The following is a 24,678-nucleotide window of genomic DNA, read 5'->3' as shown; positions in this document are numbered from 1 at the left end:
ATTAAATATCCCCCTGATCTGTTCTGTTGTAGAGTATGTTTTGTAATTTATTGAGTTCCTTGCTCAAACGATATATTTCGTTTTGGATTGTCGTAATGTCCTCTTTATAAACAAGGGAGTAAGTATTGACCTTCTTGGCAATTTGGTTGACATTAGTGGAGGTCTTGGAAAGGAGATGTTGTAACTCTCTAAATGGCTGCATATCGACTTCATAAATCGATGTTTCAAGGATACACTTGAGGACGAAATGCCGCATTGATTTTGACCTAGATTGTCCATATTTTTGTCGCACTTGAGCAAGTTCTTTATCCGAAAGTCGAATTTTTAATTGATTGGGTCTAGTACGTTTTTCCATTATCTATTCCTTTCTATTGGGGTCTTAGGGTTCTCCCTAACAAGTAAAATGTAACGAAAAAAGCAGAGCCAAGGGCGTCTGCTTCGTTAATTTTATCGTAAGTGGGTACCCACTTACTGTGCTTGCTACAACAGTTCAAAGTTGTAGAGCGGTAAGCTGAGATATTTTTTTAATTATATCATATAATTTAGATTTCTTACAGTTTTATTTGTTTAAAAAACTTTTTTAAAAATTACGCAAAAAAACTTGACACGTTCCAAAAAACGCTTACAATAATCTTGTGAAGAAATAAAGGAGGAAGTCAGATGAATCTTTTACAGAAATATCGAGAAGAAAGGGGGGTGCTGATTGCGGTTCACCGCGGTACTAACGGCGGTAACGTCATTCAAAACACGACCAAAGCTTACCTGAATGCCATTCGTCATAAAGGTGATATGGTCGAAGTTGACGTTGTCCGTTCAATTGATGGTGAATTCTTCGCTTTCCATGATGGTCAAGAAAAGCTGGTCTTTGATATGAACATTGATCTTCGTCTCTTGCCTTCAGAAGAAATTAAAGGTCTACCTTGTTTCAACTCACTTGCTGAACCAGTAGATCAAAGGCTAGAGACTATTGAAGAAGTTCTTGCCAATCTGGAAGGGAAGAGCTTGATCAACATTGATCGTAGTTGGTTCTATTGGGATACATTCCTTGATAAACTTAAAACATATAAGTCATTAAATCAAGTCCTGCTTAAAGCGCCAGCAAAAAGAGAGTTGCTGGAGAAATTGCGAGATTCTGAATTAGATGTTATGTTTATGCCGATTGTCAAAACGGTTGAAGAACTGGAGTTAGTTCTAAACTTTGGAGGTATTAACTTAGTTGCAGTAGAACTGATTTTTGAAGATTTAGATTCAGAATTGATTAGCCCTGCTACTATGCAACGACTTCGTAATAAAGGCATTCTTACCTGGGTAAATGCTCTTCGTCTAAATGACACGATTGTACTGGCTGCAAGAATTGATGATGAAGTAGCTTTGTTTGACAATGGATATTCTTGGATCAAATTAGTTGAACTTGGTTTTGATATCATTCAAACAGATTGGCCATACTTATTGTATTCTTGCTTAATTGAAAATAACTACAAAAAAAATATTAAATAGGAGAAATTCTCATGAAACACTTTAAAAAACTTTGCATGTTCGCTAGCGCAGCACTCTTGTTGACTGCTTGTGGCACATCTAAATCAGCTGAGCCAGCTAAAGAAAGTGCTCCAGCTGAAATTGATTACTCACAAGAGATTGTCATCTATTCTAACTCGACAACGGATGGTCGTGGTGATTGGCTCAAAGAAAAAGCTGCTGAAAAAGGCTTTAAAATTTCTTACGTCGACATCTCTGGTGGTGAATTGGCTGACCGCTTGATTGCAGAGAAAAACAATGCGATTGCTGATATGGTATTTGGTTTGAACAACTTGGAGTTCAACCGTATCAAAGATGAAAAACTTCTTGTTAAATACAGTCCAGAGTGGGCAAATGAAGTAGATGCTACACTTGGTGATGCTGACGGCTACTACCACCCAATTGTTGTTCAACCATTGGTACTGATTGGTAATGCAAAAGCTGATATGCCAAGTGACTGGACAGATTTGACCAAAGACGCCTATAAAGGTGCTTATGGTATCTCTGGCTTGAACACAGGTACTTCTAAGAATATCTTCGCAAGTATCGTTAGCCGCTATGCTGACGAAAAAGGTGATTTGGGTATCTCTGACGAAGGTTGGGAAGTAGCTAAGAAGTACATTCAAAACGCACATACTTACGCACAGGGAGAAGATTACATCTCTGCTCTTATCGATGATAGCAACCCATTGAATTACAGCATGATGTGGGGTTCAGGCGTTCTTCAAAACGAAGCTGAACGTGGCTATAAATTCCAAGTTATGAGCCCTAAAGTAGGTGTTCCTTACGTCACTGAGCAAGTTGGTATTTTGTCAACTAGCAAGAAAGAAGCACTTGTTAAAGAGTTTATCAACTGGTTTGGTAGTGCAGAAGTTCAAAAAGCATGGAGCGACGAGTTTGGTTCAATCCCTGCTAACAAGACAGCTCTTGAAGGTGCTAAAGCTGAAATTAAAGACTTTGCAAGCAGCGTTAAACCTCAAGAATTGGATTGGGTGTTCATCGGTGAGAACATTAACTCATGGGTTGAAAAAGCTGAGCTTGAATTCGTAGAATAGTAACATTTAGAAGTGAGGAGAGGTGTATATGATTACCTTTAACGATATACAAATCAAATATGCAGATTTTATTGCGATTGACAATTTGAATTTAGAAATCAAGGAAGGGGAGTTCTTTACATTTCTCGGACCAAGTGGTTGTGGTAAATCAACAACCTTGCGTACCTTAGTGGGGTTCATCAACCCCTCTAAGGGTACCATTCATGTTAATGGTAAGGACATCACGAATTTAGATCCAGAAAAACGTGAGATTGGTATTGTTTTCCAAAGTTATGCCTTGTTCCCTACAATGACAGTTTATGATAATATTGCATTTGGTCTGAAAGTTAAGAAGATTTCTCCTGAAATCATTAAAGCCAAGGTTCATGAGGTTGCTAAAAAAATCAAGATTTCTGATGAGCAACTGAAGCGTAATATTTCAGAACTCTCCGGTGGACAGCAACAACGTGTTGCTTTAGCAAGGGCTCTGGTCTTAGAACCTAAGATTTTATGTTTGGACGAACCTCTGTCAAACTTGGACGCCAAATTGCGTGTTGATCTGCGTTTGGAGTTGAAGCGACTTCAGAAGGAGTTAGGCATAACAACGCTCTATGTCACTCACGACCAAGAAGAAGCCTTAACGTTATCTGATCGTATTGCTGTCTTTAATAATGGCTTTATTGAGCAAGTTGGTACCCCGTATGAGATTTACAATCAGTCTAAGACAGAATTTGTATGTGATTTCATTGGTGATATCAACCATCTGTCAGAACAAACCTTGGCTCTACTTGCTAATGGCTTGCCAATTTTTGAACAAACAAGTGGCTATGTCCGCTTAGAACGTGTTAAATTGGAAAGACAATCAGAAAGTGATTTGTCTATCCAAGGGAAGACTATCGATTTGGAATTCAATGGTGTCTTCATTAAATACACTGTTGTATTGGATAATGGACAACAAGTTAATATCATTGAAAAGAATGATGGGCATTCAAGCCATGTTATTGATGATGTCGTGACTCTATTTATCAATCCAAAAGACATTATGCAATACGGAGGTAAGTAGTATGCTCAAAGATATCAAATGGAAAGACTGGATACTACGGATAGGTGTTCTGTGGTTGCTGGTAGCCTTCATCATATATCCAAATATCGGACTTCTGACAAATGTCTTTTTCAAAGATGGTGAGTTCTCCTTGCGTGCTTTGGATAAGATTATGAGTTCAGAACGGGCCCTAAACAGTATTGCTAACAGTTTTAAATTAGCCATTTCTATGGTAGTAACTGTTAACCTAGTTGGTACTCTCGTCGTTCTCTTGACAGAGTATTGGGATATCAAGGGAGCCAAAGTTCTCAAGCTTGGGTATATGTCTTCTTTGATTTACGGAGGTATCGTTCTCGCTACTGGCTATAAATTTGTTTATGGGAGTAATGGACTGATTACTAAGTTATTGCTGTCAGTTTTTCCTAGTATGAATGCAGATTGGTTTCATGGTTTCGGAGCGGTTTTGTTTATCATGACTTTCGCTTGTACATCAAACCATATCATGTTTTTGACGAATGCTGTACGTAGTGTTGATTATCACACGATTGAAGCTTCTCGAAACATGGGTGCGAAACCAATGACTGTATTCTTCAAAGTGGTACTGCCGACATTTAAACCTACATTGTTCGCCTTAACCATTTTGACTTTCTTAACTGGTTTGTCAGCAGTTTCTGCCCCACTCATTGTGGGTGGAAAGGAGTTTCAAACCATTAACCCGATGATTATTAGTTTTGCAAAGTCCAATGGGTCAAGGGATCTTGCAGCCTTCTTAGCCATCATGTTGGGCTTGGCAACAATCTTACTGTTAACCTTGCTTAACAAGGTAGAAAAAGGTGGTAACTATGTTTCTGTTTCAAAAACAAAAGCTGGTCTGAAAAAACAAGTTATCACATCACCAGTTTGGAATGTCATTGCCCATATTGTTGCCTACATGCTATTTTTGATTTACATGTTGCCTATTACCCTGGTTGTCCTATATTCATTCACAGATGCATTGACAATTAAAACTGGTAACTTGAGCTTATCTAGCTTCACTTTAACTAATTATAAAGAGCTTTTCTCAAACGCTGAGTTCTTTAAACCGTATCTTGTAAGTTTGCTTTATGCAGCATTAGCTGCATTTGTAGCTACTGTTATTGCAATTGTTATTTCAAGAATTGTTCATAAGAACACATATAAGTTCGATAAATTCTTTGAGTACGGCGCTTTGATCCCATGGATTTTACCGAGTACCCTAATTGCCCTCGGTCTGATGTTTACCTTTAACGAGCCTCGTTTGATTGTATTTAATCAGGTTCTCATTGGTACCTTAGGTATGATGCTCATTGCTTACATTATCCAAAAACTTCCGTTTTCATATCGGATGATTCGAGCAGTATTCTTTAGTATTGACAGTGATATGGAAGAAGCCGCCCGCAGTATGGGAGCATCTAGTTTCTACACTATGGTAAAGGTAATCATTCCGTTTATTATGCCAGTCGTGCTGTCTGTAATGGTACTAAACTTTAACTCACTATTATCGGACTATGATTTATCGGTCTTCCTCTACCATCCTCTCTTTAGACCACTTGGTGTCGTCATTAAATCAGCAACAGATGAGACAGCTACCGTCAATGCTATCGCTATGATGTTTGTTTATTCAGTAATCTTGATGGTCATGTCGGCTTCTGCCTTGTATCTAAGTCATCGTTTCAGAACTCAAAAGGGGTCTAAACGGTAATGGGTGAGTTGGGAGATTTGACACTACCTACGATTTTACTTAGGGTAACCTTATCAGTTGTTTTAGGTGGTATTATAGGATTTGAACGAGGCGTTAAAAATCAGGCGGCTGGAATTCGTACTTACATTCTTGTGTGTTTAGCTTCAGCTATGGTTATGATGACCAACCAATACATCGTCCTTAAAAATGGCTATGGTGATCCTACACGAATGGGTGCACAAGTTATTAGTGGCTTAGGATTTCTAGGTGCTGGAACTATCTTAGTAACAGATAACCAGAAAATTCGTGGACTAACCACGGCAGCAGGACTGTGGGCTTCCGCTGTAGTTGGTCTAGCTACTGGAATTGGTTTCTACTCAGGTGCTTTTATTTCAACTGTCGCTCTAATTGGTATTATGACCCTATTTACTCCTTTAAAAGATTATTTAAATAGTAGATCTAAAATTGCAGATTTCCATATTATTTTTAACTCGTTAGAAGGCTTTAATCGTCTCCTTATCTTTTTAAGTACCTCTGATATTAAAATACTGGATATGCAAAATGGACTAAGTCATAACGATAAGAAAAAAGGGATATATCAAGAAGAAGCCAGTCAAGTTTCTTGCTACCTGTCCTTGAAACTTAATGAATCGTTTAATCATTTAAAGTTGATGGAAGATTTATCTGGGATACCAGGTGTGATATATTTAGAGGAATTGAAATAAGGTGTTGTCTAGACAGCACCTTAATATTATAAAGTGACTACGAAAATTCAATGTATTTTGGTAGAATAGTAAGTGAAATAATATTGTTGTGAAGTGAAAAGAGGAGTGGAATGAATTTAGTTTTTGATTTTGGAAATGTGATTATTGAGTGGGACAAGGAAATATTTTTGAAGACTTTATTACCTGATGATGAGTCACGTTGTCGAGTAGATGATTCTATTTTTGGCTCAGGCTTATGGGAAGAAATGGATGCCGGCCTTCATACAATTGAAGAAGTTGAGCTTAAAGTTAATGAGGCCTTATCATATAAATTTGAGGAAGAAGTTCATCAAATCATGTGGTACTGGTATCGTTATGCCAGATTCTATGATGATGTAGTTAAAAAAATGGCTTCATTAAAGCAACATGGACATAAGTTATATATTCTTTCTAATACTTCTCAATTATTTTATCCTTGTTTGGAAGAACGAGCACCAGAACTCCTATCAATTTTGGATGGTAAAATATTATCTTATGAGGTAAAGCAATCCAAGCCAGCACCTCAGATTTACCAGATGTTATTGAAAACTTATGACCTTGAACCAAGCAATACATACTTCTTTGATGACTTAGAAAAGAACCTTGTGGCTGCCCGAAATCAGGGCATAAATACTTATCAGGTAACAGAAATAAGATTATTTTTAGAGTATTTGGATGTTTTTTTAAAATAAGAGGCTAGGTTATGGTTACTATAAAAGATATTGCTCGTGAGGCTGGAGTTTCACATGGTACGGCATCAAATGTCTTAAATAAAAGAGGAAATGTTCGATCTTCAAAAATTAAGTTGGTAGAAGAGGCGGCAAAGCGTCTTGGCTACCAACTAAATTCCCAAGCTCAGGTTCTGAGAAAAGGATTGTCAAAAAAAGTCTGCGTTTTTATTCCATATTTTGGTCGTTTTCATTACACTGACCTCATTGATTTTCTATTGACCTTTGATAGTGATGACTATGATATTGATTTAGTTTATTTCAAAAATCAGGTTGATTTAGATGAGCGGATTATAAAGATTAGTTCTCTCTTACCCCTTGCAGTGGTTTGTCTTGGGCTCGAGCCAACACGTACGACAGACATAGAAAATCAAGGAACTAAACTCATTCTTGTTGATAATAAGAACAATCCTAGCATCAACTTTGATATTGACCGTATCCATGCACTGGTGTTAAATTTCTTAGAAGTCCGTTCAAATGGGATTGTTACACTCATCAGTCCATATGATGGTTTTTCCCTATTTGAGAATCTGCATCGAGTTTTACTTAAATCAGATTTCAGAGTACGGTTGTTGACAGATTCTGACAATAATAACATTGTGATGACGTACTCAAAATTGTCTCATCTAACGGCTAATGACACAATAGTTGTTTCTGATGGTAAGGTTGCTAAGGAATTAATCGACTTGTTTAATTGGTTTGGGAAAACGGACAGGCCTCATATTTTGGTATTAGGTTGTCGTGATATCGTAGGTCTTCAGAATACCTCCTATTTGAAATTAGATTATAAATTAGTTGCAAAACGGGTACTAAATATTTTAGAGAATAATGATTATTCTCCTATTGAGCTTAAAGAAATCGAGAGTCATAATGAGGATACTTGTCAACAAGTTGCTTTAACCTTAACTTTTGCAATTGTTGAATCACCAATGTCAAATGCTATTAAGGTACTGGTTGAAAAATACAAGGCCATGACAGGAATTACTATTCGTATCGAAGAATTCACCTATCAAAAATTGCTTGCCAACTTATCAAATCAAGATTTTTTGAATCGTGTTGATTTGATTCGTGTAGATATGGCTTGGTTACCAAATTTTGCTGAAACAATTTTTCAGGAATTGACTAGCCAAGAGGTGGCTCAGTTAATTAACAGTAAGTTGATGACAGGTATTGCCTTAGAGTATAGCTATCAGTCCGATAGGCAATACACTTTCCCATTTGATATCTCCAGTCAAGTCTTAGTTTATCGAAAAGACCTTTTTGATAATACGCTACTCCAGCGTCAGTATTACGAGAAGTTCAAAAAACAATTGGCTGTACCAAAAACTTTTGAAGAGTTTGATCGCGTGTCGTTTTTCTTTAGTAAGTCTTTTAACAAAGATTCGGAGACGGATTTTGGCCATACACTAGCAGTCAAGACCCCTATTGTAGCAACATGTGACTTTATGCCAAGATATAGAGAAAAGTTACTTAATAATAGCATGGACTTGTCCGTTATAAATGAGGCATTTAATGATTATAAAAAGAGCGTGACATGTACGAATGGAAAACTTGATTTATGGTGGGAAGACCACGTCAAAAATTTACGTCTAGGTCATACCGCAATGGAAATTGTCTTTTCAAACTATATATCACCATTGTTTTCTGGTTCAGAGAAGTATGATGTTACCTATCAATTTGATATTGCTAGTGTACCAGGTAAACAAGCGATGACCGGAGGTGGCTCTATTGGTATTAGTCGATACTCCGTTGAGGTTACTCACTGCTTGAACTTTTTAAAATGGCTGTATTCACCAGATGTTTCTCGTCTATTAGCCTACCTTGGAGGTGTACTTCCTGTAGAAACAGTTATTGAGGACACTAATCTCGGACAAATGTATCCATGGTTTGAGAATTTTAAGGAGACTTTCAGTCAGGGAAGTAGGAGTAATTGGCATGATTTTGTTACTGATTTAGATTTTGAAAATTTATTAGGGCGAGAGTTAATTGAAAGATTTTCTGAATGAAATAGTGGCAGTTAGTCTTGTGACTAATTGCTTCTTTTTTTCACAAAATTTCACTTTATAAAGTGAAAATCCTTTCATTGAAACCGCATATAATTCCCTTTATAATTAACTTATAAAACCAAAGTTTTTATTAAATTAAAATAAATCAGGAGGATAATATGTCAGACAGTGTTGCACTACTACTAATGTCTCATGGTAATTTTGCGAAGGCTGCAATTGATAGTGCAGAGTTGATTGTAGGTAAGCAGACCAACTTTGAGACATTAGGAGTATATACAGTTGACGATGTCGAGGTTCTAAAAGAAAAGATGTTTCAAAAGATTTCCTCGTTGGATACAACTAAAGGACTGGTTGTTCTTACGGATATTATCGGAGGAACTCCAATAAATTTAGCATCACAACTTTTATCTCAGGAAAAAGTAGTAGTTGTCTCAGGATTGAATCTACCCATGCTTTTAGAAGTTCTGATGAATCGTGGACAGCAAATTGAATCATTAGCTGCTGTATTAAAGACAGCTTATGACCAAGGATTTAGTGTCAGGACTAAACAAGATTTAATTGAAGAAGGAGAAGAAGATGACTATAGTCTTTAGTAGGATAGATGATCGCTTAATTCACGGTCAAGTAGTTACGACCTGGGTTAATATGCATAAGATTGAGCAAATTATTGTTTTGAATGATAAAGTTGCTGGCGACAAAACTCAAAAAAGTATTTTGACTATGGCAGCTCCACAAGGAATTTCTGTAAAAGCATTTCCTGTTGAAAAATTTGGTGAAATTATCAAAACAAACAAAATTACTAGACGAACAATGCTACTATTTACGACTAGTGAAGATGTATTAAGAGCTTACGAAGTTGGTGTTCCAATTCCTTCTCTTAATGTGGGTGGAATGAGGTTCCAAGAAGGTAGGGAGAAGCTAACTAAGTCGGTTGCTGTTACACCTTCCGAGAAGGAAGCATTCAAGAAATTATTGGAAAACTCAGTGGAAGTAACAATTCAGATGGTTCCAAACGACGAAAAAATTAAATTAGAGGAGGTCATTTTATGATTCAGGCATTACTAATTGCAGCGTGGGCTGGTCTATGTGCAATTGATGATATTGGTACTCAAATGTTGAGACGTCCCTTGCTGATTGCTCCCGTTATCGGCTTGATTATGGGAGATGTACAAACATCATTACTCATTGGTGCTTCACTAGAAGTTATGTGGATGGGTATCGGTAACGTTGGAGCTTATTCAGCACCTGACATCATTTCAGGTACTGCAATCGGGACGGCATTAGGTCTTGCATCAGGTGGTGTTGCGACTGCTGTAGCAGTTGCGGTTCCAGCTTCTCTATTAGCTCAACAATTACTCGTACTATATCGTTCAAGTATTGTTTATTTGAATCCAATCGCTGAAAAAGTCGCAGAGACTGGTGACTTTAGTAAAGTTTATCGTATTAACTATATTCCAATGGTAATTGCCTTCCTTATTCGTGCAGTTCCAACTTTCATTGCTGTATATCTCGGTGCTGGTGTAGTAGACCAAGTTGTTGCTGCACTTCCAAAAGAAATTATGTCAGGTCTTTCAGTAGCAGGTAAGATTATTCCTGCTGTGGGTATTGGTCTCTTGATGCTGATGATGTTGAAAAAAGCTGAGCTTTGGACATTCCTAATCGCTGGTTTTGCTCTAGCAGTTTATCTGCAGCTTTCAGTTTTACCAATCACTCTAATCGCTTTACCGATTGCTTTGATTTACGACTTGGCAACTCAAAAAGCTCAAGTTAAAGAAGTTGTCGGACAAATTGATAATGATGAGGAGGACTATGATCTATGAGTAACAAAATTACAAAGCAAGATTTAAACAAAGTATTTTGGAGAATGCAATTACTAAACGTAACTAATAACTTCCAATCTATGCAAGCTATTGGTTTCTTGTCAAGTTTCACACCTGTTCTTGAGCGTTTGTACAAGGATAAGCCAAAAGAGTTGCGTGTGAAAGCTATGAAGCGCCATCTTGAATTCTTTAACAGTCATGTTAACTCAGATGCCTTGATTCTTGGAATTGCAGCTGCCGTGGAAGAAACGACAACTGAAGATCAGAAGGATACTGTGACTGGTATCAAAACTGGCCTAATGGGACCACTCGCAGGCATTGGTGATAGTGTATTGAAATTCACTTGGTTACCAATTTGCGGAAGTATTGGTGCAGCCCTAGCATTAAATGGTAGTGTCCTCGGTCCGATTGTAATGTTCTTACTCTATAACTTTGTAAACATTGCGTCTAAATATTATGGTATCCACTTAGGCTACGCTAAAGGAGTAGAATTGATTGAAGGAGTAGGTGGCAATATCCTGCAACGTCTATCAAATATTGCGAATGTTGTCGGTCTTATGGTTATCGGAGGACTTATTGCTTCTGTCGTTAAAGTAAATGTTGTCTCTGAAATTAAGGCTGGTGACAACGTTATCCTCTTCCAAGAAATGTTTGACAAAGTTATGCCTGGGCTGTTTAGCATTCTGTTAACTTTTGTTATCTATAAAATTTTGAAGAAAACAAATGGCAAACATGCTCCACTATTAATCTTTGGAATTATGGTTATTTCTATCCTCTTGACATATTTGAAAGTGTTAGGTTAGATTATGGCTAAAGAGTTTGAAGTGAAACAGTTTCAGAAGAATATCTACACTTTTATTAGAGAAAGTGATTCTGAAAATGAAGAAGTCGAAGTATTTCTGTTAAGTAGCTCAGACGGTGAGCCAATTAAATTTCTAAAGAAAACTGATGATAACAAATTTGAAATTCTGCTAGAGTTAGATAGAAGACCGTATTTCCTGATTAAATCCAAGTCAGGCGAGTACAAAGTTGCTGAAAGAACTTTACCAGTGTCTGGAATGAATAATTTTAGAGATATGGGTGGTTATAAAGCTAATAATGGTAAGAGAGTAAAATGGGGGGTGTTATATCGTTCTGATCATATTCACAATGCAACAGAAGATGGTTTAGAATATCTAAGACAGTTGAACTTAAAGACAATTGTTGATTATAGGAGTGATAATGAGGTGTCAAAGTACCCCAATCCTATAATTCATACAGGTGTCACGAGCTTTCAACTAGATCCATCTGCTCATGTTGCAGAGCTCGCAGCTCAATTTCAGTCTTCTAAAGAGGATGAGGACATTAACCTTATCAATAAAATAATTGAGCAACAAAAATCAGGTCAATTAGTTGATCACTCAGAAGTTGTCTATTCACAATATAGAACATTTGCAGAAGGTAATGAATCTAAAGCGGCATTTTCTAAAATGCTAACTGTACTTGCAAATCCAAATTCACCAGCTAGTGTTCAGCATTGTCGAGGAGGCAAAGATCGTACTGGTTACGGAGCTATGTTACTATTAGGAATTCTCGGTGTCAGTAAGGAGGATTTAATTCAAGATTATCTAATTACTGGAAAAAATCGTGAGGAACGAAATAGAGTAAAAATGGAAGGGTATAGAAAACTAACAACCGATAAAAAAGTGTTAGATCATCTCTATTCTTTTATTGATACGAAGTCAGATTTTATTGAAGCATCTATCAATTCTATTTTTGATGATTACGGTTCAATTGAGCAATATGCTATCTCAGAGTTAAATCTTGATAAGGAAATTATCGATAGACTTAGGGAAATGTATTTAGAGTAAAGTATAGGAGGATAATATCGTGGGTAAGGAAGTATCGGAGAAACTAAAAATCTTAGATAGTAAACCTAGACTTAAGGCGTTGTTTATCTTCCTTTTTCGTTCAGAAGATTTTGTAACGAGTTCGTATATAGCTGAAACGCTAAATGTGACATCACGAACAATAAAGTCAGATATCAATGAATTAAAATCATGTATCCAGGATTTAGGAAGTATTGAATCCAAACGGTCATTTGGTTACAAATTGCATATCAATAATCCTAGTTATATAGAGCAAATCAAAGAGCTATTTCAGATATTTCCCTCTGTCAAGTTAGAAAATGAGAAAGATACATTTGTCTTATATATTCTTAGAAGGCTGGTATCATCTACAATACCACTCAAAATTGAAGACTTTCAGAGTGAACTACTCACGACTAGTCCTTTGACAAGAGAATTACAGGAGGTGAAAAATCTCGTTTCGAAATATGGACTAACACTCCAGATGCGTCCGAAGTATGGTATCGAGATTGTTGGCCCACAATTTAAGAAAGTGATGCTGACAATCAGAATATATAGGTATTTTGATAGATACACTACTTATAAGTCAGGGGTACCTGATTATGAAAATTTGTTTGCTTGTTCCGATTTTGACAAGGAACTTATCCGAAAAACAATTTTAAGCTCAATTACTAAATCTCGGATAGTTTTTTCGGACCTTAATATTGAAAGATTTATCATCTATTTAATTTATTTCCGAAATAATTATTATCTGAAAAATCAGGATCTAGAACTACAACCAATAAATTTTTGTTATGAATCTACGGATGAACATAAATTGGTTGTTGAAATTATTGAGAAATTAAATAGCCGTCTGTATGGATTTGTTTTCGAAAAAGAAATAATTCAGTTTTTAACTTACATTGCTGTTATAAGTACGGATTTATATAGATTCTCAGATTGTTCTAGTGAAAATTATAGTCAGCTTATTATACTAGCTCAAGAAACAAGAAACTTTATCCTTAGAGAGTTATCAGATTACTTCAGATTTGATTTCTTTGAAGATTACACTTGTTTTAAAGATACTTTGAAAATAATGCTTCCGATTAGCTTAAAAATACTGCTGAAAGTATCAGACAGTATTGATTTACGCTATAAGGATTTTAGTAGGAAGGATGAGCAACCAATTTTAAGGTATTTCGTAGAGAAATTATCTTCAAAATTTTACGAGAAGTATACTTATGAGTTTTCGAAAAGAGAGCTAGATATACTATATCTGACATTCTTAGGTGTACTTAATCGTATTGTACTTGATCGAAAAAAATTAAGACTAGCCATTATAGCCATTGATGGTCGATTGTCAACTCAGCAGTTGAAATTCAATCTGCAACACTATTTTTCAAATTATATAGAAAGGATCGAAACAAAAACATTATATGAATTAAATTACAGTGACGATAAAAACTATGATTATTACCTTTGTTCCAACTTTGGTAAGAATTTAAATATTTCACAAAATCCAATTTACTATGTAAAAGATGGTTTGTCAGAATTTGATTATGATGATTCTTTTAGTACGATATTTTTTGATTCGTATTCGTATGATACGAAGTTCCCAGCAATAGAATTTCGGAATAATTTTATTGAAATTGAGCCTACGGATAATTTTGAAATCATTGAAATTGAAAATAATGGTATAAAAATAAGATTTAACCTGGAGCTTTCATCTGAGGAGAATAATATTATTGTATATCGGAATCTATCTCAAGAATATATTATTGATGTGCATATAAACGTTGAAAATAATCCTCAGCGTTTAAAAATGCTGTTAAATATCCTTAATAGTATGGTCTTAAGAAGTGATTTGCTTTCTAATAGTCATATTTCTTATCATGATTTATTGATATAAAAATTTTGGAGGACACTCATGTTCAATACAAATAATAATTCTTGCAGAGCAAGAAAGTTTAAAGCATTGAAATTAACTTCAATTTCTACACTGGCTTTATTCTGGCTTTTGTCATCAGGTCCAAATGTACAGGCTTTAGATAATAATAGTGGAAACTTGCCTACTAGCGTTTCTGTTACTAGTACTATTGATAGCTCACAAAGTATTGATATTACTACTTCAGAAATTAGTACAGAGACAGGAGTAGCTGAAAACGAAACAACTACTTTAATTAGTACTGATGATTCAGCACCTGGAGTGCAAACTAGAGCATATTCAGCTGCATCAGATACCGAGGAAGCTTCAATTTCAAAAGATTTTTATGAAAATCTTACGAATGAACGAGTTGACTATACTAGTGAAATTGGTTTTGATTTCTACTCAGAATTGCCTGCTCCAGGTGCAAAAGCCGATGGTAGAGGTGAACCTTTGGAAAAATTGATTTCCAACTATGGTGATTCTTATGCCAATGATTCAATTCTTAGTGAAGATGTTATTAGATTTAGACGTTGGGAATGGCAAGATCTGTATAAATCTTTAGATCAGAAAGCTCAGGAAAATCCTGACTATTTGAACACTTATCGTTTACAGGCAGAGGTTTATTTAGTAAATAAAAATTATAAGGAGGCTTTTTCACAGCTAGATAGAATCTTAAGAAGAGATCCAAGCGATATTCATGCCTTATCTTTGTCTATCCTTGCTGCTAAAGTGACAGGTGAAAAGGAGCAAGTAAAAAACCGCCTAGCTGCTTTAAAATATATCTCACCAGAAGCAGAAGAAGCTGTTCATAATGTACTAAAATTTTCTGATTCAAACAATGCTAAGAAAGTAAATTATGGCTCAGACCAACTTACAGATATGGTTCCTGATGTCATTGCAGTTTTTGGTCAATCCCCAAATCCTGATGGTACTCCTTCACCGGCATTGATAACTCGTCTCGAAAAAACAAAAGAAATGGCAGAAAGGTATCCAGATATTCCAATTGTGCTTAGTGGGGGTCCTGTTCGTTACGAATATGCAGAAGCAGATGTAATGGCAAAATGGCTAGTCGAAAATGGAATTTCTGCGGATCGATTGATTTTAGATGATATTGCTCGGGATACACCAGGTAACGCAGTAGGAATGGTTAAAGCGTTCAAAGAATTTGGAGCTAAAAATGTCCTAGCTGTTGGTACAATTTTACACTTACCACGAGCTACAACCGTATTAAAAGTTTATGCGGATGCAGTAGGTTATGACATCACAATTGATTCAGCTGGCGGTGGAACACCTCCTTCGGGATCTAAGCAAGAAGGTGAAAGACTTTACACGTATGTAAATGCTTTGCGTGCAGGTTTCTTATATACTAAGGATGACTTTGATAAGTTTTCTAGAAGAACAGTTAAAGTTACCTTTAAGGACCATGATGGAAAAGTAATTGAAGAACGAGAATACAAGTTAGGTGAAAAAGTTGATTTCCCTACTTTAGCTAGAGATGGCTTTAGTTTAAAAGGTTGGGCAACAAATTCAGAAGGCATAAAACTAGATGAGTTCTTCCCTAAATTAGATACAAAACTTTACGCAATTTGGGAGAAAAATCCTGATAATTTACCGTCAGAAAAACCAAAAGAACCAATCCAAACTGGTTCAAATGTAGTTGTAACTGAAGCTCCAGAGGCTAAAGAAAGTAATAAGAAAGCAGAATCTTCAGCTATCGTCACTAAGGTTTCAGAAGATAAAAAGCATTCACTACCTGAAACTGCCTCTGCGGTATCTCAAACAAAATCTTTACCTAAGACAAATTCAGTTAATAATTTATCTTACTCTTTGTTTGGATTCTGTTTGGTTGGTCTATCTTTTACTGGTCGTAAAAAAAGATCAAAAAATAATATTTAAAAATATATGAAATTCGGGGAGTAGTGTAACAACTATTCTCTTTTTTCATAAATTTACCTGATTTATGACCGAAACGCTCCTTAAATATTTTCACTCTTGAATTAGAAGGACCCTCTAAGTGAGTAGAAATATCGAGAGCAGCTATGCCATTTATCAGATCTCCTCCCTCCAACTAGTAAGCCTAAAACTAACTAGTAGGAGGATAATATGAAGTATTATATATACGTTAAAGGTGAAAAAATTCCTGTCTCAGAGGAAATTTACAAGTCGTACTGGCAGGTGGTAAACCATCAGAATTATGTCAATCGAAAAATGATTGCAAATGGCGTCCGTAACTTTTCATCATTTGATAAGGCTGAGTTTAATTTCGATGAATTGCTAGTAGATGAACGTGTAGACGTCGAAAGAATAGTCGTTACAAAAATGATAATAGAAAAGTTGAATGAAGCATTATTGACTTTGTCAGATTTGGAGTTTTCAATAATCAAAGCAATATATTTTGAGGATTACTCGATAAGACAAGTTGCTAAAGAGCAAGAATTGTCAGCCTCTAGTGTGTTTAGACTGCGAAATAAGGTTTTAAGTTATCTGAAAAAATTTATTGAGAAATAGTGGAACAAAAGGGATAAAATGTAACTCTTATTATTGAAGAGGTATTTTATCCTTTTATTGTTCATTGAAAACTGAATAGACCAAGGTGGGACTTTATTTATTTGTCGAGCAGTTGAAATAGATACGCGATGATATGAGCGAAAAATATATGTTTCTACAATTGGGTTGGAATCCAATTTGCCATGACACAAATAATGTTAATGATACTTCTGTACGTTCAGGCTCTAGTCGAAAAATGGAGCAGGTGAGATTCCTATGTTGATTTCCAAATCAACCCACCAATGTCGTGAAACTTAGTTCTGAGTAACATGCATTCGGAAATTTTTAATAGATAGAGGTATTCTATGAAGACAATAACTCACAAGGAATTAATGAGATTGGGTTTTGCAAAAACTACAGCTAGAAAAATAATACGGCAGGCCAAAAATATTGCAATAAAGAGATTCGAAGAAGCAGACAAAAATAGTAAAAATGCGGTAAAATTAAGTAAATCTCCATTCGACAATAGGCGATTAGACTTAGCGCCACTATCTATTGTTGAAGAATTATTAGGATTCTCCCTCGTTGAATACGAGGAGATTAACCATGACTAATCGTTATAAAGGTGTAAATAAAGATAAGAAAGGCAGAATATACATACAGACAGAATTTAAATCAAATCCCGTAACAGGTAAAAGACAAAGATATAAAAGTTATTTAAACAGATGGGGGAAACCTTTTGATTCAGAAAAGGAAGCGTACAATGAATTATGTAGAGTGCGTGCAGAGTTTCATGATAAATTTGAATACTCAGATTATGATATTTCATATTCGGCATTCATGAATAGTGTTTTCCTACCATATTACAGACAAACTGTTCAAGGATTAACTTATCGTACTGCCATGGTACATTTTGAATTGTTTATTAAAGAATTTGGTGATACAAAACTAAGAAATATCACACCAAGAATGTGTGAGCAATTTAGAGTAAAAATCATTGCCCATTATTCACCAAACTATGCCAAACAACTATGGTGTAGATTTAAACAATCTTTAGGATATGCAGAACGTTTAGAGTATATAAAATCATTTCCATGTAAAGCGTTAGACAATCCGAAAGGAAAAAGGCCGGAAACTAAATTCTGGACTTATGAAGATTTTTTAAAAGTTATTCAACAATTTGACTTAACTGATTATGAAGATCATTTAAGATATGTAACAGTTTGGTTATACTATATGACTGGAGTTCGAGTAAGTGAAGGTTTCTCATTGATTTGGTCTGATTTCAATTCTAAGAAAAAAACACTTCATGTCCAATCAACACTTGAAGTGATTGGGAAAGGTCAGTATTTTAGAAAATTACAAACAAAAACTGACGCAGGAAAACGTTATATATCTTTAGATGACGAAACGGTAAGGATATTAATGGAATGGAGAAAAATTCAAGTTTCGAACTCAAAGGATAATTTTATCCTTTCTAGATTCGGTGAACCCATGGTAAAAAGCACCTTATCAAGAATGCTAAAAAGATACGCACTTAAAGCAGACGTTCCTATTATTACAGGAAAAGGATTAAGGCACTCACATGATTCATTCATGATAAATGTTTTACATTTAGATGTTGTAGCATTATCACACCGATCAGGAAGAATTGATAAAGCAACCACCTTAAATACCTATTCACATTATTATCAAGTAGATAATACAATTGGTGGACAAATTCAGGAAATTTTGGAACAAAGTGGAGTTGCAAAAACACAATCAAATAAAACTGTTGCACACCCCACCACACACCCCACCACAACCAATAGATAGGTAGCTGAAATACTGATAATACAAAGAAAAAATGAAAGAATGCAATTGTTACTCTTAAATAATAGAGCGACTACTCAAGTAGCCTAATAACACGATTAACCCGCTATTCTTAAGAGTAGCGGGTTTTTTCATGTTTGAAAATGGTAAAGCTATTAAATGATTAGTTTGTAACAGCTAGAGTTTGGGATGGTTGCTACAATTTCTTCCAGTAAGCCTTGTATAAAAATAGCTGGAGTAATCCTGAAAGGATGACTATCAAGGTTGCCAGTCCAGAGCTTACTAAGGTTGGACCAATGATACCAGCCATTATACTACTGATGACGAGCAAGATGGCTCCGAGAATCATTGTTAGTATGATGGAACCAGCAATCAGCCACTGCCCTGCTCCGCGGCCAAAGAGCTGATTGGAATTTTGCCAGTTGAGCATGAGTAGGCGCTGGTCCCTCCAGTAATAAATTTGTCCAGTTAGTAGGGCAGAAACAAGCATTCCTAGACCGAAGAAGAGGGTTAAAACAGCGTTTACCTTCAGTACAAACAAGGCTAAGGCCAGATAAAGCAAGGTTGGAAGGATGAATTGGACTGCAGCAATTACCCAAAACTTCTGAATCGTAAACTGTTTGAAGTTAATGGGTAAGGTTCGGATGAAGTGATAGTTTTCCTTTTCCAAGGACATAGCTGTTCCGATAAAGGTTGTAGCACCCGCGAACAGACTTCCCAACAAACAGCCAGCCAGTAAAGCAATGCCGAAAAATTCCCAAGAAAGAGAACTCAATCCGTCCCCTTCAGTAAATTTAGAAATAGAAGGAAACATGGCTACTCCCATGACCAAGGACTGCAAAAAGGTCTGTACCATGAGGTTGCTGTCGTTTAGGGTAGATAGGTGATGTTTGATAAGGGCTTGGTTTAAATTCTGCGGTAATTTCTTCGGCTTGCCGACTTTGCGTTTGGCAGAAGCAGTATCAATAGCCAAAACCTGCTGGAAATAATTTGGAATAACAGTCTTAAAGGCAAAGTAGAACAGACCAATCATCAAGCAAATCGGCAGGACTAGATGGACAAAGGTTCCCATTGAAAAGGTTTGGCTGAGGAGATAGTGAAAACCGACAAAAATAGGTATTTCTGGAAATTCAACAATCCCACCAGACTGAAGGGAAATGGTTTGCTGAGACTGGAGAAACATGAGAGCCCCTAATGAAACCAAGGATGATCCAGTTAAGAGGATAGTGGAAATGGTTGTTTTGTGAGGGCTCTTGGTAAGGACTTCTCCAACAAAGTGCATGAAAATCAAGTTGAGGAGGTTGACTAGTAACCACAGGATTATAAAGCTGGGTAGTGCCAATACTGCAAAGGCTGGGCCTGCTATCTGCCAATAGGTAATGATAAGTAGAGAAAGGCAGGGCATGAGGAAGGGCAGGACCATTCCTTGAGCGGCTAATAATTTGGCAATAAATACTTCACTAGCTTTTAAAGGAAGAGGCAGGTAAAGTTTAGTGTCCTTACTATCGTAAAAGACGGAAAAGAATCCAGTAAATCCATAAACGGTTGCCAATATAGAAAAGAGGGCTAATTGGAGCGAGAAGAAACCAGATGACTGCTTGTAGTCTATGCCAAGAAAGAAGACAGAGTAGAGAATAGCCATCATCAGAATAAGGAAGACCTGTTGGATCAGGACGCTTCGATAGGCTGAAAAGCGACCATTTTTATTCTTATTTTGCTTTTTCTTAATATTGGCTAGCAGTTGGGGGTTGGAGTAGAGGATATTGATCTTGATCAATTCCCAGATGATGGATTTGTTCATCCTACCTCACCTCCTACCTCCTGTTGGCGTCCTGCTAGTTCAAGATAGATGGTCTCCAAATCCTTATCAGGATATTGGGATTTCAATTCTTCCAGACTACCTACGAAAATCAGACGTCCCTTTCTCAGAATGCCGATACGGTCGCAGAGCTGTTCTGCAACAGACAAAACGTGGGTCGAAAAGAGAACGGTCTTGCCACCTTTGGCATGGTCCTTCATCATCTGCTTGAGGTCAAATGCAGCTTGAGGGTCCAGTCCTGTCAAGGGTTCATCCAAAATCCAAATGTCTGGGTTGGGAATGAGGGCACCAATGATAATGGTTTTCTGCCGCATACCGTGGGAGAAACTGTCGATGGGCTCATACTGGCGAGCGGTCATATCGAATAGAGTAGCCAACTTGCCAATACGCTGGTCCACCGTTTCCTTATCAACTCCGTAGACCTTACCCATAAAATGCCAATACTCAAAAGCTGTCAAATGCAAGAAAATATCAGGCGAGTCTGGTACGTAGGCAATCCGTTTTTTGACTCCATCTCGATGTTCTTCCAGTTGAAGTCCGTCTACAGTAATTGAGCCTTGGCTGGCTTCGATGATGGAGGTGAGTAGGCTAATGGTCGTCGTCTTGCCTGCTCCGTTATGTCCAATCAGGCCGAAAATCTCGCCACTTTCGATGGTCAAATTCAAATCATCAAGGGCCAGGGTGTCGCCATAGGCTTTAGTAACATGGTTAAATTGAATCATAAGAACCTCCTAGATAAATATAATATATTACAGTTATTATACTACTATCTTAGTACAAATGCAATAGTTTTTAGGAAAATGTTTCATTTTTCACAAGCTAATGATTGACGAAAAATCTGATATAATAGACCTATGATTGTTTATTATTCAAGAGGATTCTATCGGGTCGCATTATTTACATCTGTTTTTTTATTATCATGATCTCATTTATTTTGTTACCTGATTGGATGAATGAATTGACTAGTGGACTAGGAGTAGGCTTTTGGACACTGAGTGTTTTAGGTTTACCTTCTTTGCTATTTTTTATTTATCTATTCATTACTTCCCTTGTTCGATTATTTAATAGGCCGGAAGCCTTGATTTTGACTGATAAAGAGTTAGTTTATCAGTTTGGTTTTTTAATGGTAAAAAGAGTTTCCATTCCAACAGAGCATATTTCCCTGGTTATGAAGGATTGGATTCGTCCATTAGATGAAGCTAAGGAATATTCTGGTCTCTTCTTCAATTTTATAAAGATTTTGATAAAGATTGATGATTTCTTCTGCACTCCCCCAAATAAAAGATGGTATTATACCCAATTTCATCGTTTGAATATTTTGTTAGATGACGACAAGCTAGCAGTGACTATGGCGAAAAAAATAGGCTATCGTTCTCCCTTGAAAATTGCACATACAGGACGTACTCAATCTATTTATATTAAAATTGAAGATATTGATTTTGAGTAAGTTCAAGCGGACTTGTGGTAAAATAGAATAGTGAAAGGAATGGGTATGATTGTTCGTTATAGCAGATGGAAATCTTTGTTGGCCTTGGGTCTGAGTTTGTTTTTTGGCTTGCCATTGTCTTATGTAACGGTTGATTTATTTATCAGTTTATGGGGAGAAGATGTAGCGACAATGACCCTCGGTGGGATTTTGTTTTTACTGATCTTTGGCATTCCAACCTTGTCTTTACATCTGGTTTTTATCGTTTCTATTCAGCGCCTCTTTTTTGGATTAAAAGCATTTGAACTGACAGAGAATCACTTTGTTCTCTATCGGGGAATATTTCGAAGAAAAGCTGTGTCCATTCCTATAAGCGAAATTGAGTTTATCTGCCTAGAAGAACAGACACTAGGAGCAGGCTTGAGCCGTCTTTTGGGAAATGTTTCTGTAAAAACAGTAGAATCTGTAGGGAAGACAATCGCATTTGCGACTGGGGCTAAAACGAGTGCAAGGGCCAGTTTGTCTGACACCTACACCCACTTATTGATATTATTTCATGACAGTGAGCGAGCTGTCTTTTATGCTAAACAATATGGAATTAAGATAAAGAATTTATTGAAATACACGGCGGAAACTTCGATTCTTGATATTGAACCCGGCCCAATTGAGCATTTTTCCGAAGAGAAGTTGCAAGATTTACTAGAAGAAAGAAAATTGAATAAATGATCAACCGAAATACTGAAAACCAATTTAAACTTGTATCTAAATACTCACCGTCTGGTGACCAGCCTCAAGCTATTGAAACCTTGGTGGATAATATCGAGGGGGGTGAAAAAGCCCAGATTCTCATGGGGGCGACTGGTACGGGTAAGACCTACACCATGAGTCAGGTCATCGCTCGTGTCAATAAGCCCACTCTGGTCATCGCCCACAACAAGACTCTAGCTGGTCAGCTCTACAGTGAGTTCAAGGAATTCTTCCCAGAAAATGCGGTCGAATACTTCGTGTCTTATTATGATTACTACCAGCCAGAAGCCTATGTACCGTCTAGCGATACCTATATTGAGAAGGACAGTTCGGTCAATGATGAGATTGACAAACTCCGTCACTCAGCGACCTCAGCTCTTCTCGAACGCAACGACGTCATCGTCGTGGCCTCCGTTTCCTGTATCTACGGTTTGGGATCGCCAAAGGAATATTCTGACAGCGTGGTCAGCCTGCGACCAGGTCAGGAGATTTCCCGGGACCAGTTGCTCAATTCCTTGGTCGATATCCAGTTTGAGCGGAACGACATCGACTTCCAACGGGGACGCTTCCGTGTGCGTGGCGATGTGGTGGAGATTTTCCCAGCTTCTCGTGATGAACACGCCTTCCGTGTGGAGTTTTTCGGGGATGAAATCGACCGCATTCGTGAGATTGAAAGCCTGACAGGTAAGGTTTTGGGCGATGTGGACCACTTGGCGATTTTCCCTGCCACCCACTTCGTGACCAACGATGACCACATGGAAACGGCCATTGCCAAGATTCAGGCGGAACTGGAAGAGCAGCTCAAGGTCTTTGAGGCAGAAGGAAAACTCTTAGAAGCTCAGCGATTGAAACAACGAACCGACTACGACATTGAAATGCTACGAGAAATGGGCTACACCAACGGAGTTGAGAACTATTCACGACACATGGATGGGCGAAGCGAGGGCGAGCCTCCATATACTCTGCTGGACTTTTTCCCTGAAGACTACCTGATTATGATTGACGAGAGCCACATGACCATGGGGCAGATTAAGGGGATGTACAATGGTGACCGCTCACGCAAGGAGATGTTGGTCAATTATGGTTTCCGCCTCCCAAGTGCACTGGACAATCGTCCGCTGCGCAGGGAAGAATTTGAGAGCCATGTCCACCAGATAGTCTATGTATCTGCGACGCCGGGTGATTATGAAATGGAGCAGACTGATACCGTTGTCGAGCAGATTATTCGGCCGACAGGGCTTTTGGATCCAGAAGTGGAAGTCCGTCCAACCATGGGCCAAATGGATGACCTCTTGGGTGAAATCAATGCCCGTGTTGAGAAGGGTGAGCGGACTTTTATCACTACCCTGACTAAGAAAATGGCAGAGGACTTGACCGACTACCTGAAAGAAATGGGCGTCAAGGTCAAGTATATGCACTCGGACATCAAGACCTTGGAGCGTACGGAGATTATCCGTGATTTGCGTTTGGGTGTCTTTGACGTCTTGATAGGGATTAACCTCTTGCGTGAAGGGATTGATGTGCCAGAAGTCAGTCTGGTGGCTATTCTAGATGCTGACAAGGAAGGTTTCCTCCGTAATGAACGGGGGCTCATCCAGACAATCGGTCGGGCGGCCCGTAACTCTGAAGGCCATGTGATTATGTATGCGGACAAGGTTACTGAGTCTATGCGCAAGGCTATGGAAGAAACAGCCCGCCGCCGTCAAATCCAGATGGCTTACAATGAGGAGCATGGTATCATTCCACAGACCATTAAGAAGGAAATCCGTGACCTGATTAGCGTGACCAAGGCTGTCACTCAGGACAAGGAAGAAGTGGTGGACTTCAATGCCCTCAACAAAGACGAACGCAAGGCTATGATCAAGAAACTGGAAGGTCAAATGCAGGAAGCAGCAGAAGTGCTTGACTTTGAACTGGCAGCTCAGATTCGTGATATGGTTATTGAGTTGAAGAATATGTAAACAAAGAAGATAAATAGCGATTGGAAAAGGATTCCAGTCGTTTTTTCTAAAATATTTCCCGTATTTTTTTGGGTTATATAATCAAA

General features: G+C 37.4%; 23 protein-coding genes. 20 read left to right on the top strand and 3 right to left on the bottom strand.

Going from position 1 to position 24,678, the window contains the following annotated elements; translation table 11 throughout:
* Nucleotide 1 precedes the first annotated feature (1 nt).
* On the bottom strand, nt 2-355 hold the full coding sequence (locus C1E58_RS02100) for a plasmid mobilization protein (protein WP_105209163.1): 354 nt from the start codon (nt 353-355) through the stop codon (nt 2-4).
* A 305-nt stretch (nt 356-660) separates the two neighbouring features.
* Between C1E58_RS02100 and C1E58_RS02095 the strand changes: the two genes are divergently transcribed.
* From C1E58_RS02095 to C1E58_RS02015, 17 genes are all read left to right on the top strand, one after another.
* Nucleotides 661-1,497: a glycerophosphodiester phosphodiesterase family protein gene (locus C1E58_RS02095; protein ID WP_105209162.1), complete on the top strand. Its 837-nt coding sequence runs from the start codon at nt 661-663 to the stop codon at nt 1,495-1,497.
* A gap of 11 nt (nt 1,498-1,508) precedes the next feature.
* Complete coding sequence (locus C1E58_RS02090) at nt 1,509-2,570, top strand: extracellular solute-binding protein (protein WP_052805546.1); 1,062 nt, start codon at nt 1,509-1,511, stop codon at nt 2,568-2,570.
* A 28-nt stretch (nt 2,571-2,598) separates the two neighbouring features.
* On the top strand, nt 2,599-3,612 hold the full coding sequence (locus C1E58_RS02085; protein ID WP_044772221.1) for an ABC transporter ATP-binding protein: 1,014 nt from the start codon (nt 2,599-2,601) through the stop codon (nt 3,610-3,612).
* A gap of 1 nt (nt 3,613) precedes the next feature.
* Entirely contained in the window at nt 3,614-5,311 is a 1,698-nt protein-coding gene (locus C1E58_RS02080) for an ABC transporter permease (RefSeq protein WP_044772220.1), read from the top strand.
* On the top strand, nt 5,311-6,015 hold the full coding sequence (locus C1E58_RS02075) for an MgtC/SapB family protein (protein WP_044772217.1): 705 nt from the start codon (nt 5,311-5,313) through the stop codon (nt 6,013-6,015). The genes C1E58_RS02080 and C1E58_RS02075 overlap by 1 nt, the downstream gene beginning before the upstream one ends.
* Before the next feature lie 110 nt (nt 6,016-6,125).
* Nucleotides 6,126-6,725, top strand: coding sequence for an HAD family hydrolase (locus C1E58_RS02070; RefSeq protein ID WP_105209161.1), 600 nt, complete (start codon nt 6,126-6,128; stop codon nt 6,723-6,725).
* Between the two features lie 11 nt (nt 6,726-6,736).
* Nucleotides 6,737-8,767 (top strand): extracellular solute-binding protein, encoded by a 2,031-nt coding sequence (locus C1E58_RS02065; protein WP_044772214.1) that lies wholly within the window; start codon nt 6,737-6,739, stop codon nt 8,765-8,767.
* Between the two features lie 158 nt (nt 8,768-8,925).
* On the top strand, nt 8,926-9,360 hold the full coding sequence (locus C1E58_RS02060; protein ID WP_105209160.1) for a PTS sugar transporter subunit IIA: 435 nt from the start codon (nt 8,926-8,928) through the stop codon (nt 9,358-9,360).
* Nucleotides 9,344-9,817 carry a PTS system mannose/fructose/N-acetylgalactosamine-transporter subunit IIB gene (locus C1E58_RS02055; protein WP_044772210.1) on the top strand — a complete coding sequence of 158 codons (474 nt, stop codon included), beginning with the start codon at nt 9,344-9,346 and terminating at the stop codon, nt 9,815-9,817. Before C1E58_RS02060 ends, C1E58_RS02055 begins: the two co-directional genes overlap by 17 nt.
* Nucleotides 9,814-10,587: a PTS mannose/fructose/sorbose/N-acetylgalactosamine transporter subunit IIC gene (locus C1E58_RS02050; RefSeq protein WP_044772208.1), complete on the top strand. Its 774-nt coding sequence runs from the start codon at nt 9,814-9,816 to the stop codon at nt 10,585-10,587. Before C1E58_RS02055 ends, C1E58_RS02050 begins: the two co-directional genes overlap by 4 nt.
* Nucleotides 10,584-11,390, top strand: a complete 807-nt coding sequence (locus C1E58_RS02045; protein ID WP_044772206.1) for a PTS system mannose/fructose/sorbose family transporter subunit IID — start codon at nt 10,584-10,586, stop codon at nt 11,388-11,390. The genes C1E58_RS02050 and C1E58_RS02045 overlap by 4 nt, the downstream gene beginning before the upstream one ends.
* Nucleotides 11,391-11,393: 3 nt before the next feature.
* A complete protein-coding gene (locus C1E58_RS02040; protein ID WP_105209159.1) occupies nt 11,394-12,437 on the top strand; it encodes a tyrosine-protein phosphatase in 1,044 nt (347 codons plus the stop codon).
* A gap of 19 nt (nt 12,438-12,456) precedes the next feature.
* Nucleotides 12,457-14,322 carry a BglG family transcription antiterminator gene (locus tag C1E58_RS02035; RefSeq protein WP_161951251.1) on the top strand — a complete coding sequence of 622 codons (1,866 nt, stop codon included), beginning with the start codon at nt 12,457-12,459 and terminating at the stop codon, nt 14,320-14,322.
* A gap of 18 nt (nt 14,323-14,340) precedes the next feature.
* A complete protein-coding gene (locus C1E58_RS02030; RefSeq protein WP_105209223.1) occupies nt 14,341-16,236 on the top strand; it encodes an ElyC/SanA/YdcF family protein in 1,896 nt (631 codons plus the stop codon).
* 207 nt (nt 16,237-16,443) lie between these two features.
* Nucleotides 16,444-16,848 (top strand): sigma-70 family RNA polymerase sigma factor, encoded by a 405-nt coding sequence (locus C1E58_RS02025; RefSeq protein ID WP_044772201.1) that lies wholly within the window; start codon nt 16,444-16,446, stop codon nt 16,846-16,848.
* 344 nt (nt 16,849-17,192) lie between these two features.
* Nucleotides 17,193-17,441, top strand: coding sequence for a DUF3173 family protein (locus C1E58_RS02020; RefSeq protein WP_027973757.1), 249 nt, complete (start codon nt 17,193-17,195; stop codon nt 17,439-17,441).
* Nucleotides 17,434-18,642, top strand: coding sequence for a tyrosine-type recombinase/integrase (locus C1E58_RS02015; protein WP_105209157.1), 1,209 nt, complete (start codon nt 17,434-17,436; stop codon nt 18,640-18,642). The genes C1E58_RS02020 and C1E58_RS02015 overlap by 8 nt, the downstream gene beginning before the upstream one ends.
* Nucleotides 18,643-18,835: 193 nt before the next feature.
* Here C1E58_RS02015 and C1E58_RS02010 read toward each other — a convergent pair whose 3' ends face one another.
* On the bottom strand, nt 18,836-20,440 hold the full coding sequence (locus C1E58_RS02010) for a permease (protein ID WP_105209156.1): 1,605 nt from the start codon (nt 20,438-20,440) through the stop codon (nt 18,836-18,838).
* Entirely contained in the window at nt 20,437-21,180 is a 744-nt protein-coding gene (locus C1E58_RS02005; protein ID WP_105209155.1) for an ABC transporter ATP-binding protein, read from the bottom strand. Before C1E58_RS02005 ends, C1E58_RS02010 begins: the two co-directional genes overlap by 4 nt.
* A gap of 227 nt (nt 21,181-21,407) precedes the next feature.
* Here C1E58_RS02005 and C1E58_RS02000 point away from each other — a divergent pair, with 227 nt between their 5' ends.
* From C1E58_RS02000 to uvrB, 3 genes are read left to right on the top strand one after another with little or no spacing between them, the layout of a single operon-like run.
* Nucleotides 21,408-21,905 (top strand): hypothetical protein, encoded by a 498-nt coding sequence (locus C1E58_RS02000; protein ID WP_161951250.1) that lies wholly within the window; start codon nt 21,408-21,410, stop codon nt 21,903-21,905.
* Between the two features lie 39 nt (nt 21,906-21,944).
* The gene (locus C1E58_RS01995) at nt 21,945-22,610 is read left to right on the top strand and encodes a hypothetical protein (protein ID WP_238142211.1); all 666 of its coding nucleotides are present in this window, start codon (nt 21,945-21,947) and stop codon (nt 22,608-22,610) included.
* Complete coding sequence (gene uvrB / locus C1E58_RS01990; protein ID WP_024402176.1) at nt 22,607-24,592, top strand: excinuclease ABC subunit UvrB; 1,986 nt, start codon at nt 22,607-22,609, stop codon at nt 24,590-24,592. The genes C1E58_RS01995 and uvrB overlap by 4 nt, the downstream gene beginning before the upstream one ends.
* The last annotated feature ends 86 nt before the right edge of the window (nt 24,593-24,678 follow it).

It is taken from the genome of Streptococcus suis, assembly GCF_002964575.1.
In the GTDB taxonomy this organism is placed as follows: Bacteria; Bacillota; Bacilli; order Lactobacillales; family Streptococcaceae; genus Streptococcus; species Streptococcus suis_R.
This window is presented reverse-complemented; position numbering and strand designations above follow the sequence as displayed.

What these genes read in the sequence shown, in the direction of transcription:
- C1E58_RS02100 (WP_105209163.1), bottom strand. Translation starts at nt 355, where the DNA reads ATGGAAAAACGTACTAGACCCAATCAATTAAAAATTCGACTTTCGGAT.
- C1E58_RS02095 (WP_105209162.1), top strand. Translation starts at nt 661, where the DNA reads ATGAATCTTTTACAGAAATATCGAGAAGAAAGGGGGGTGCTGATTGCG.
- C1E58_RS02090 (WP_052805546.1), top strand. Translation starts at nt 1,509, where the DNA reads ATGAAACACTTTAAAAAACTTTGCATGTTCGCTAGCGCAGCACTCTTG.
- C1E58_RS02085 (WP_044772221.1), top strand. Translation starts at nt 2,599, where the DNA reads ATGATTACCTTTAACGATATACAAATCAAATATGCAGATTTTATTGCG.
- C1E58_RS02080 (WP_044772220.1), top strand. Translation starts at nt 3,614, where the DNA reads ATGCTCAAAGATATCAAATGGAAAGACTGGATACTACGGATAGGTGTT.
- C1E58_RS02075 (WP_044772217.1), top strand. Translation starts at nt 5,311, where the DNA reads ATGGGTGAGTTGGGAGATTTGACACTACCTACGATTTTACTTAGGGTA.
- C1E58_RS02070 (WP_105209161.1), top strand. Translation starts at nt 6,126, where the DNA reads ATGAATTTAGTTTTTGATTTTGGAAATGTGATTATTGAGTGGGACAAG.
- C1E58_RS02065 (WP_044772214.1), top strand. Translation starts at nt 6,737, where the DNA reads ATGGTTACTATAAAAGATATTGCTCGTGAGGCTGGAGTTTCACATGGT.
- C1E58_RS02060 (WP_105209160.1), top strand. Translation starts at nt 8,926, where the DNA reads ATGTCAGACAGTGTTGCACTACTACTAATGTCTCATGGTAATTTTGCG.
- C1E58_RS02055 (WP_044772210.1), top strand. Translation starts at nt 9,344, where the DNA reads ATGACTATAGTCTTTAGTAGGATAGATGATCGCTTAATTCACGGTCAA.
- C1E58_RS02050 (WP_044772208.1), top strand. Translation starts at nt 9,814, where the DNA reads ATGATTCAGGCATTACTAATTGCAGCGTGGGCTGGTCTATGTGCAATT.
- C1E58_RS02045 (WP_044772206.1), top strand. Translation starts at nt 10,584, where the DNA reads ATGAGTAACAAAATTACAAAGCAAGATTTAAACAAAGTATTTTGGAGA.
- C1E58_RS02040 (WP_105209159.1), top strand. Translation starts at nt 11,394, where the DNA reads ATGGCTAAAGAGTTTGAAGTGAAACAGTTTCAGAAGAATATCTACACT.
- C1E58_RS02030 (WP_105209223.1), top strand. Translation starts at nt 14,341, where the DNA reads ATGTTCAATACAAATAATAATTCTTGCAGAGCAAGAAAGTTTAAAGCA.
- C1E58_RS02025 (WP_044772201.1), top strand. Translation starts at nt 16,444, where the DNA reads ATGAAGTATTATATATACGTTAAAGGTGAAAAAATTCCTGTCTCAGAG.
- C1E58_RS02020 (WP_027973757.1), top strand. Translation starts at nt 17,193, where the DNA reads ATGAAGACAATAACTCACAAGGAATTAATGAGATTGGGTTTTGCAAAA.
- C1E58_RS02015 (WP_105209157.1), top strand. Translation starts at nt 17,434, where the DNA reads ATGACTAATCGTTATAAAGGTGTAAATAAAGATAAGAAAGGCAGAATA.
- C1E58_RS02010 (WP_105209156.1), bottom strand. Translation starts at nt 20,440, where the DNA reads ATGAACAAATCCATCATCTGGGAATTGATCAAGATCAATATCCTCTAC.
- C1E58_RS02005 (WP_105209155.1), bottom strand. Translation starts at nt 21,180, where the DNA reads ATGATTCAATTTAACCATGTTACTAAAGCCTATGGCGACACCCTGGCC.
- C1E58_RS02000 (WP_161951250.1), top strand. Translation starts at nt 21,408, where the DNA reads ATGAATGAATTGACTAGTGGACTAGGAGTAGGCTTTTGGACACTGAGT.
- C1E58_RS01995 (WP_238142211.1), top strand. Translation starts at nt 21,945, where the DNA reads ATGGGTATGATTGTTCGTTATAGCAGATGGAAATCTTTGTTGGCCTTG.
- uvrB (WP_024402176.1), top strand. Translation starts at nt 22,607, where the DNA reads ATGATCAACCGAAATACTGAAAACCAATTTAAACTTGTATCTAAATAC.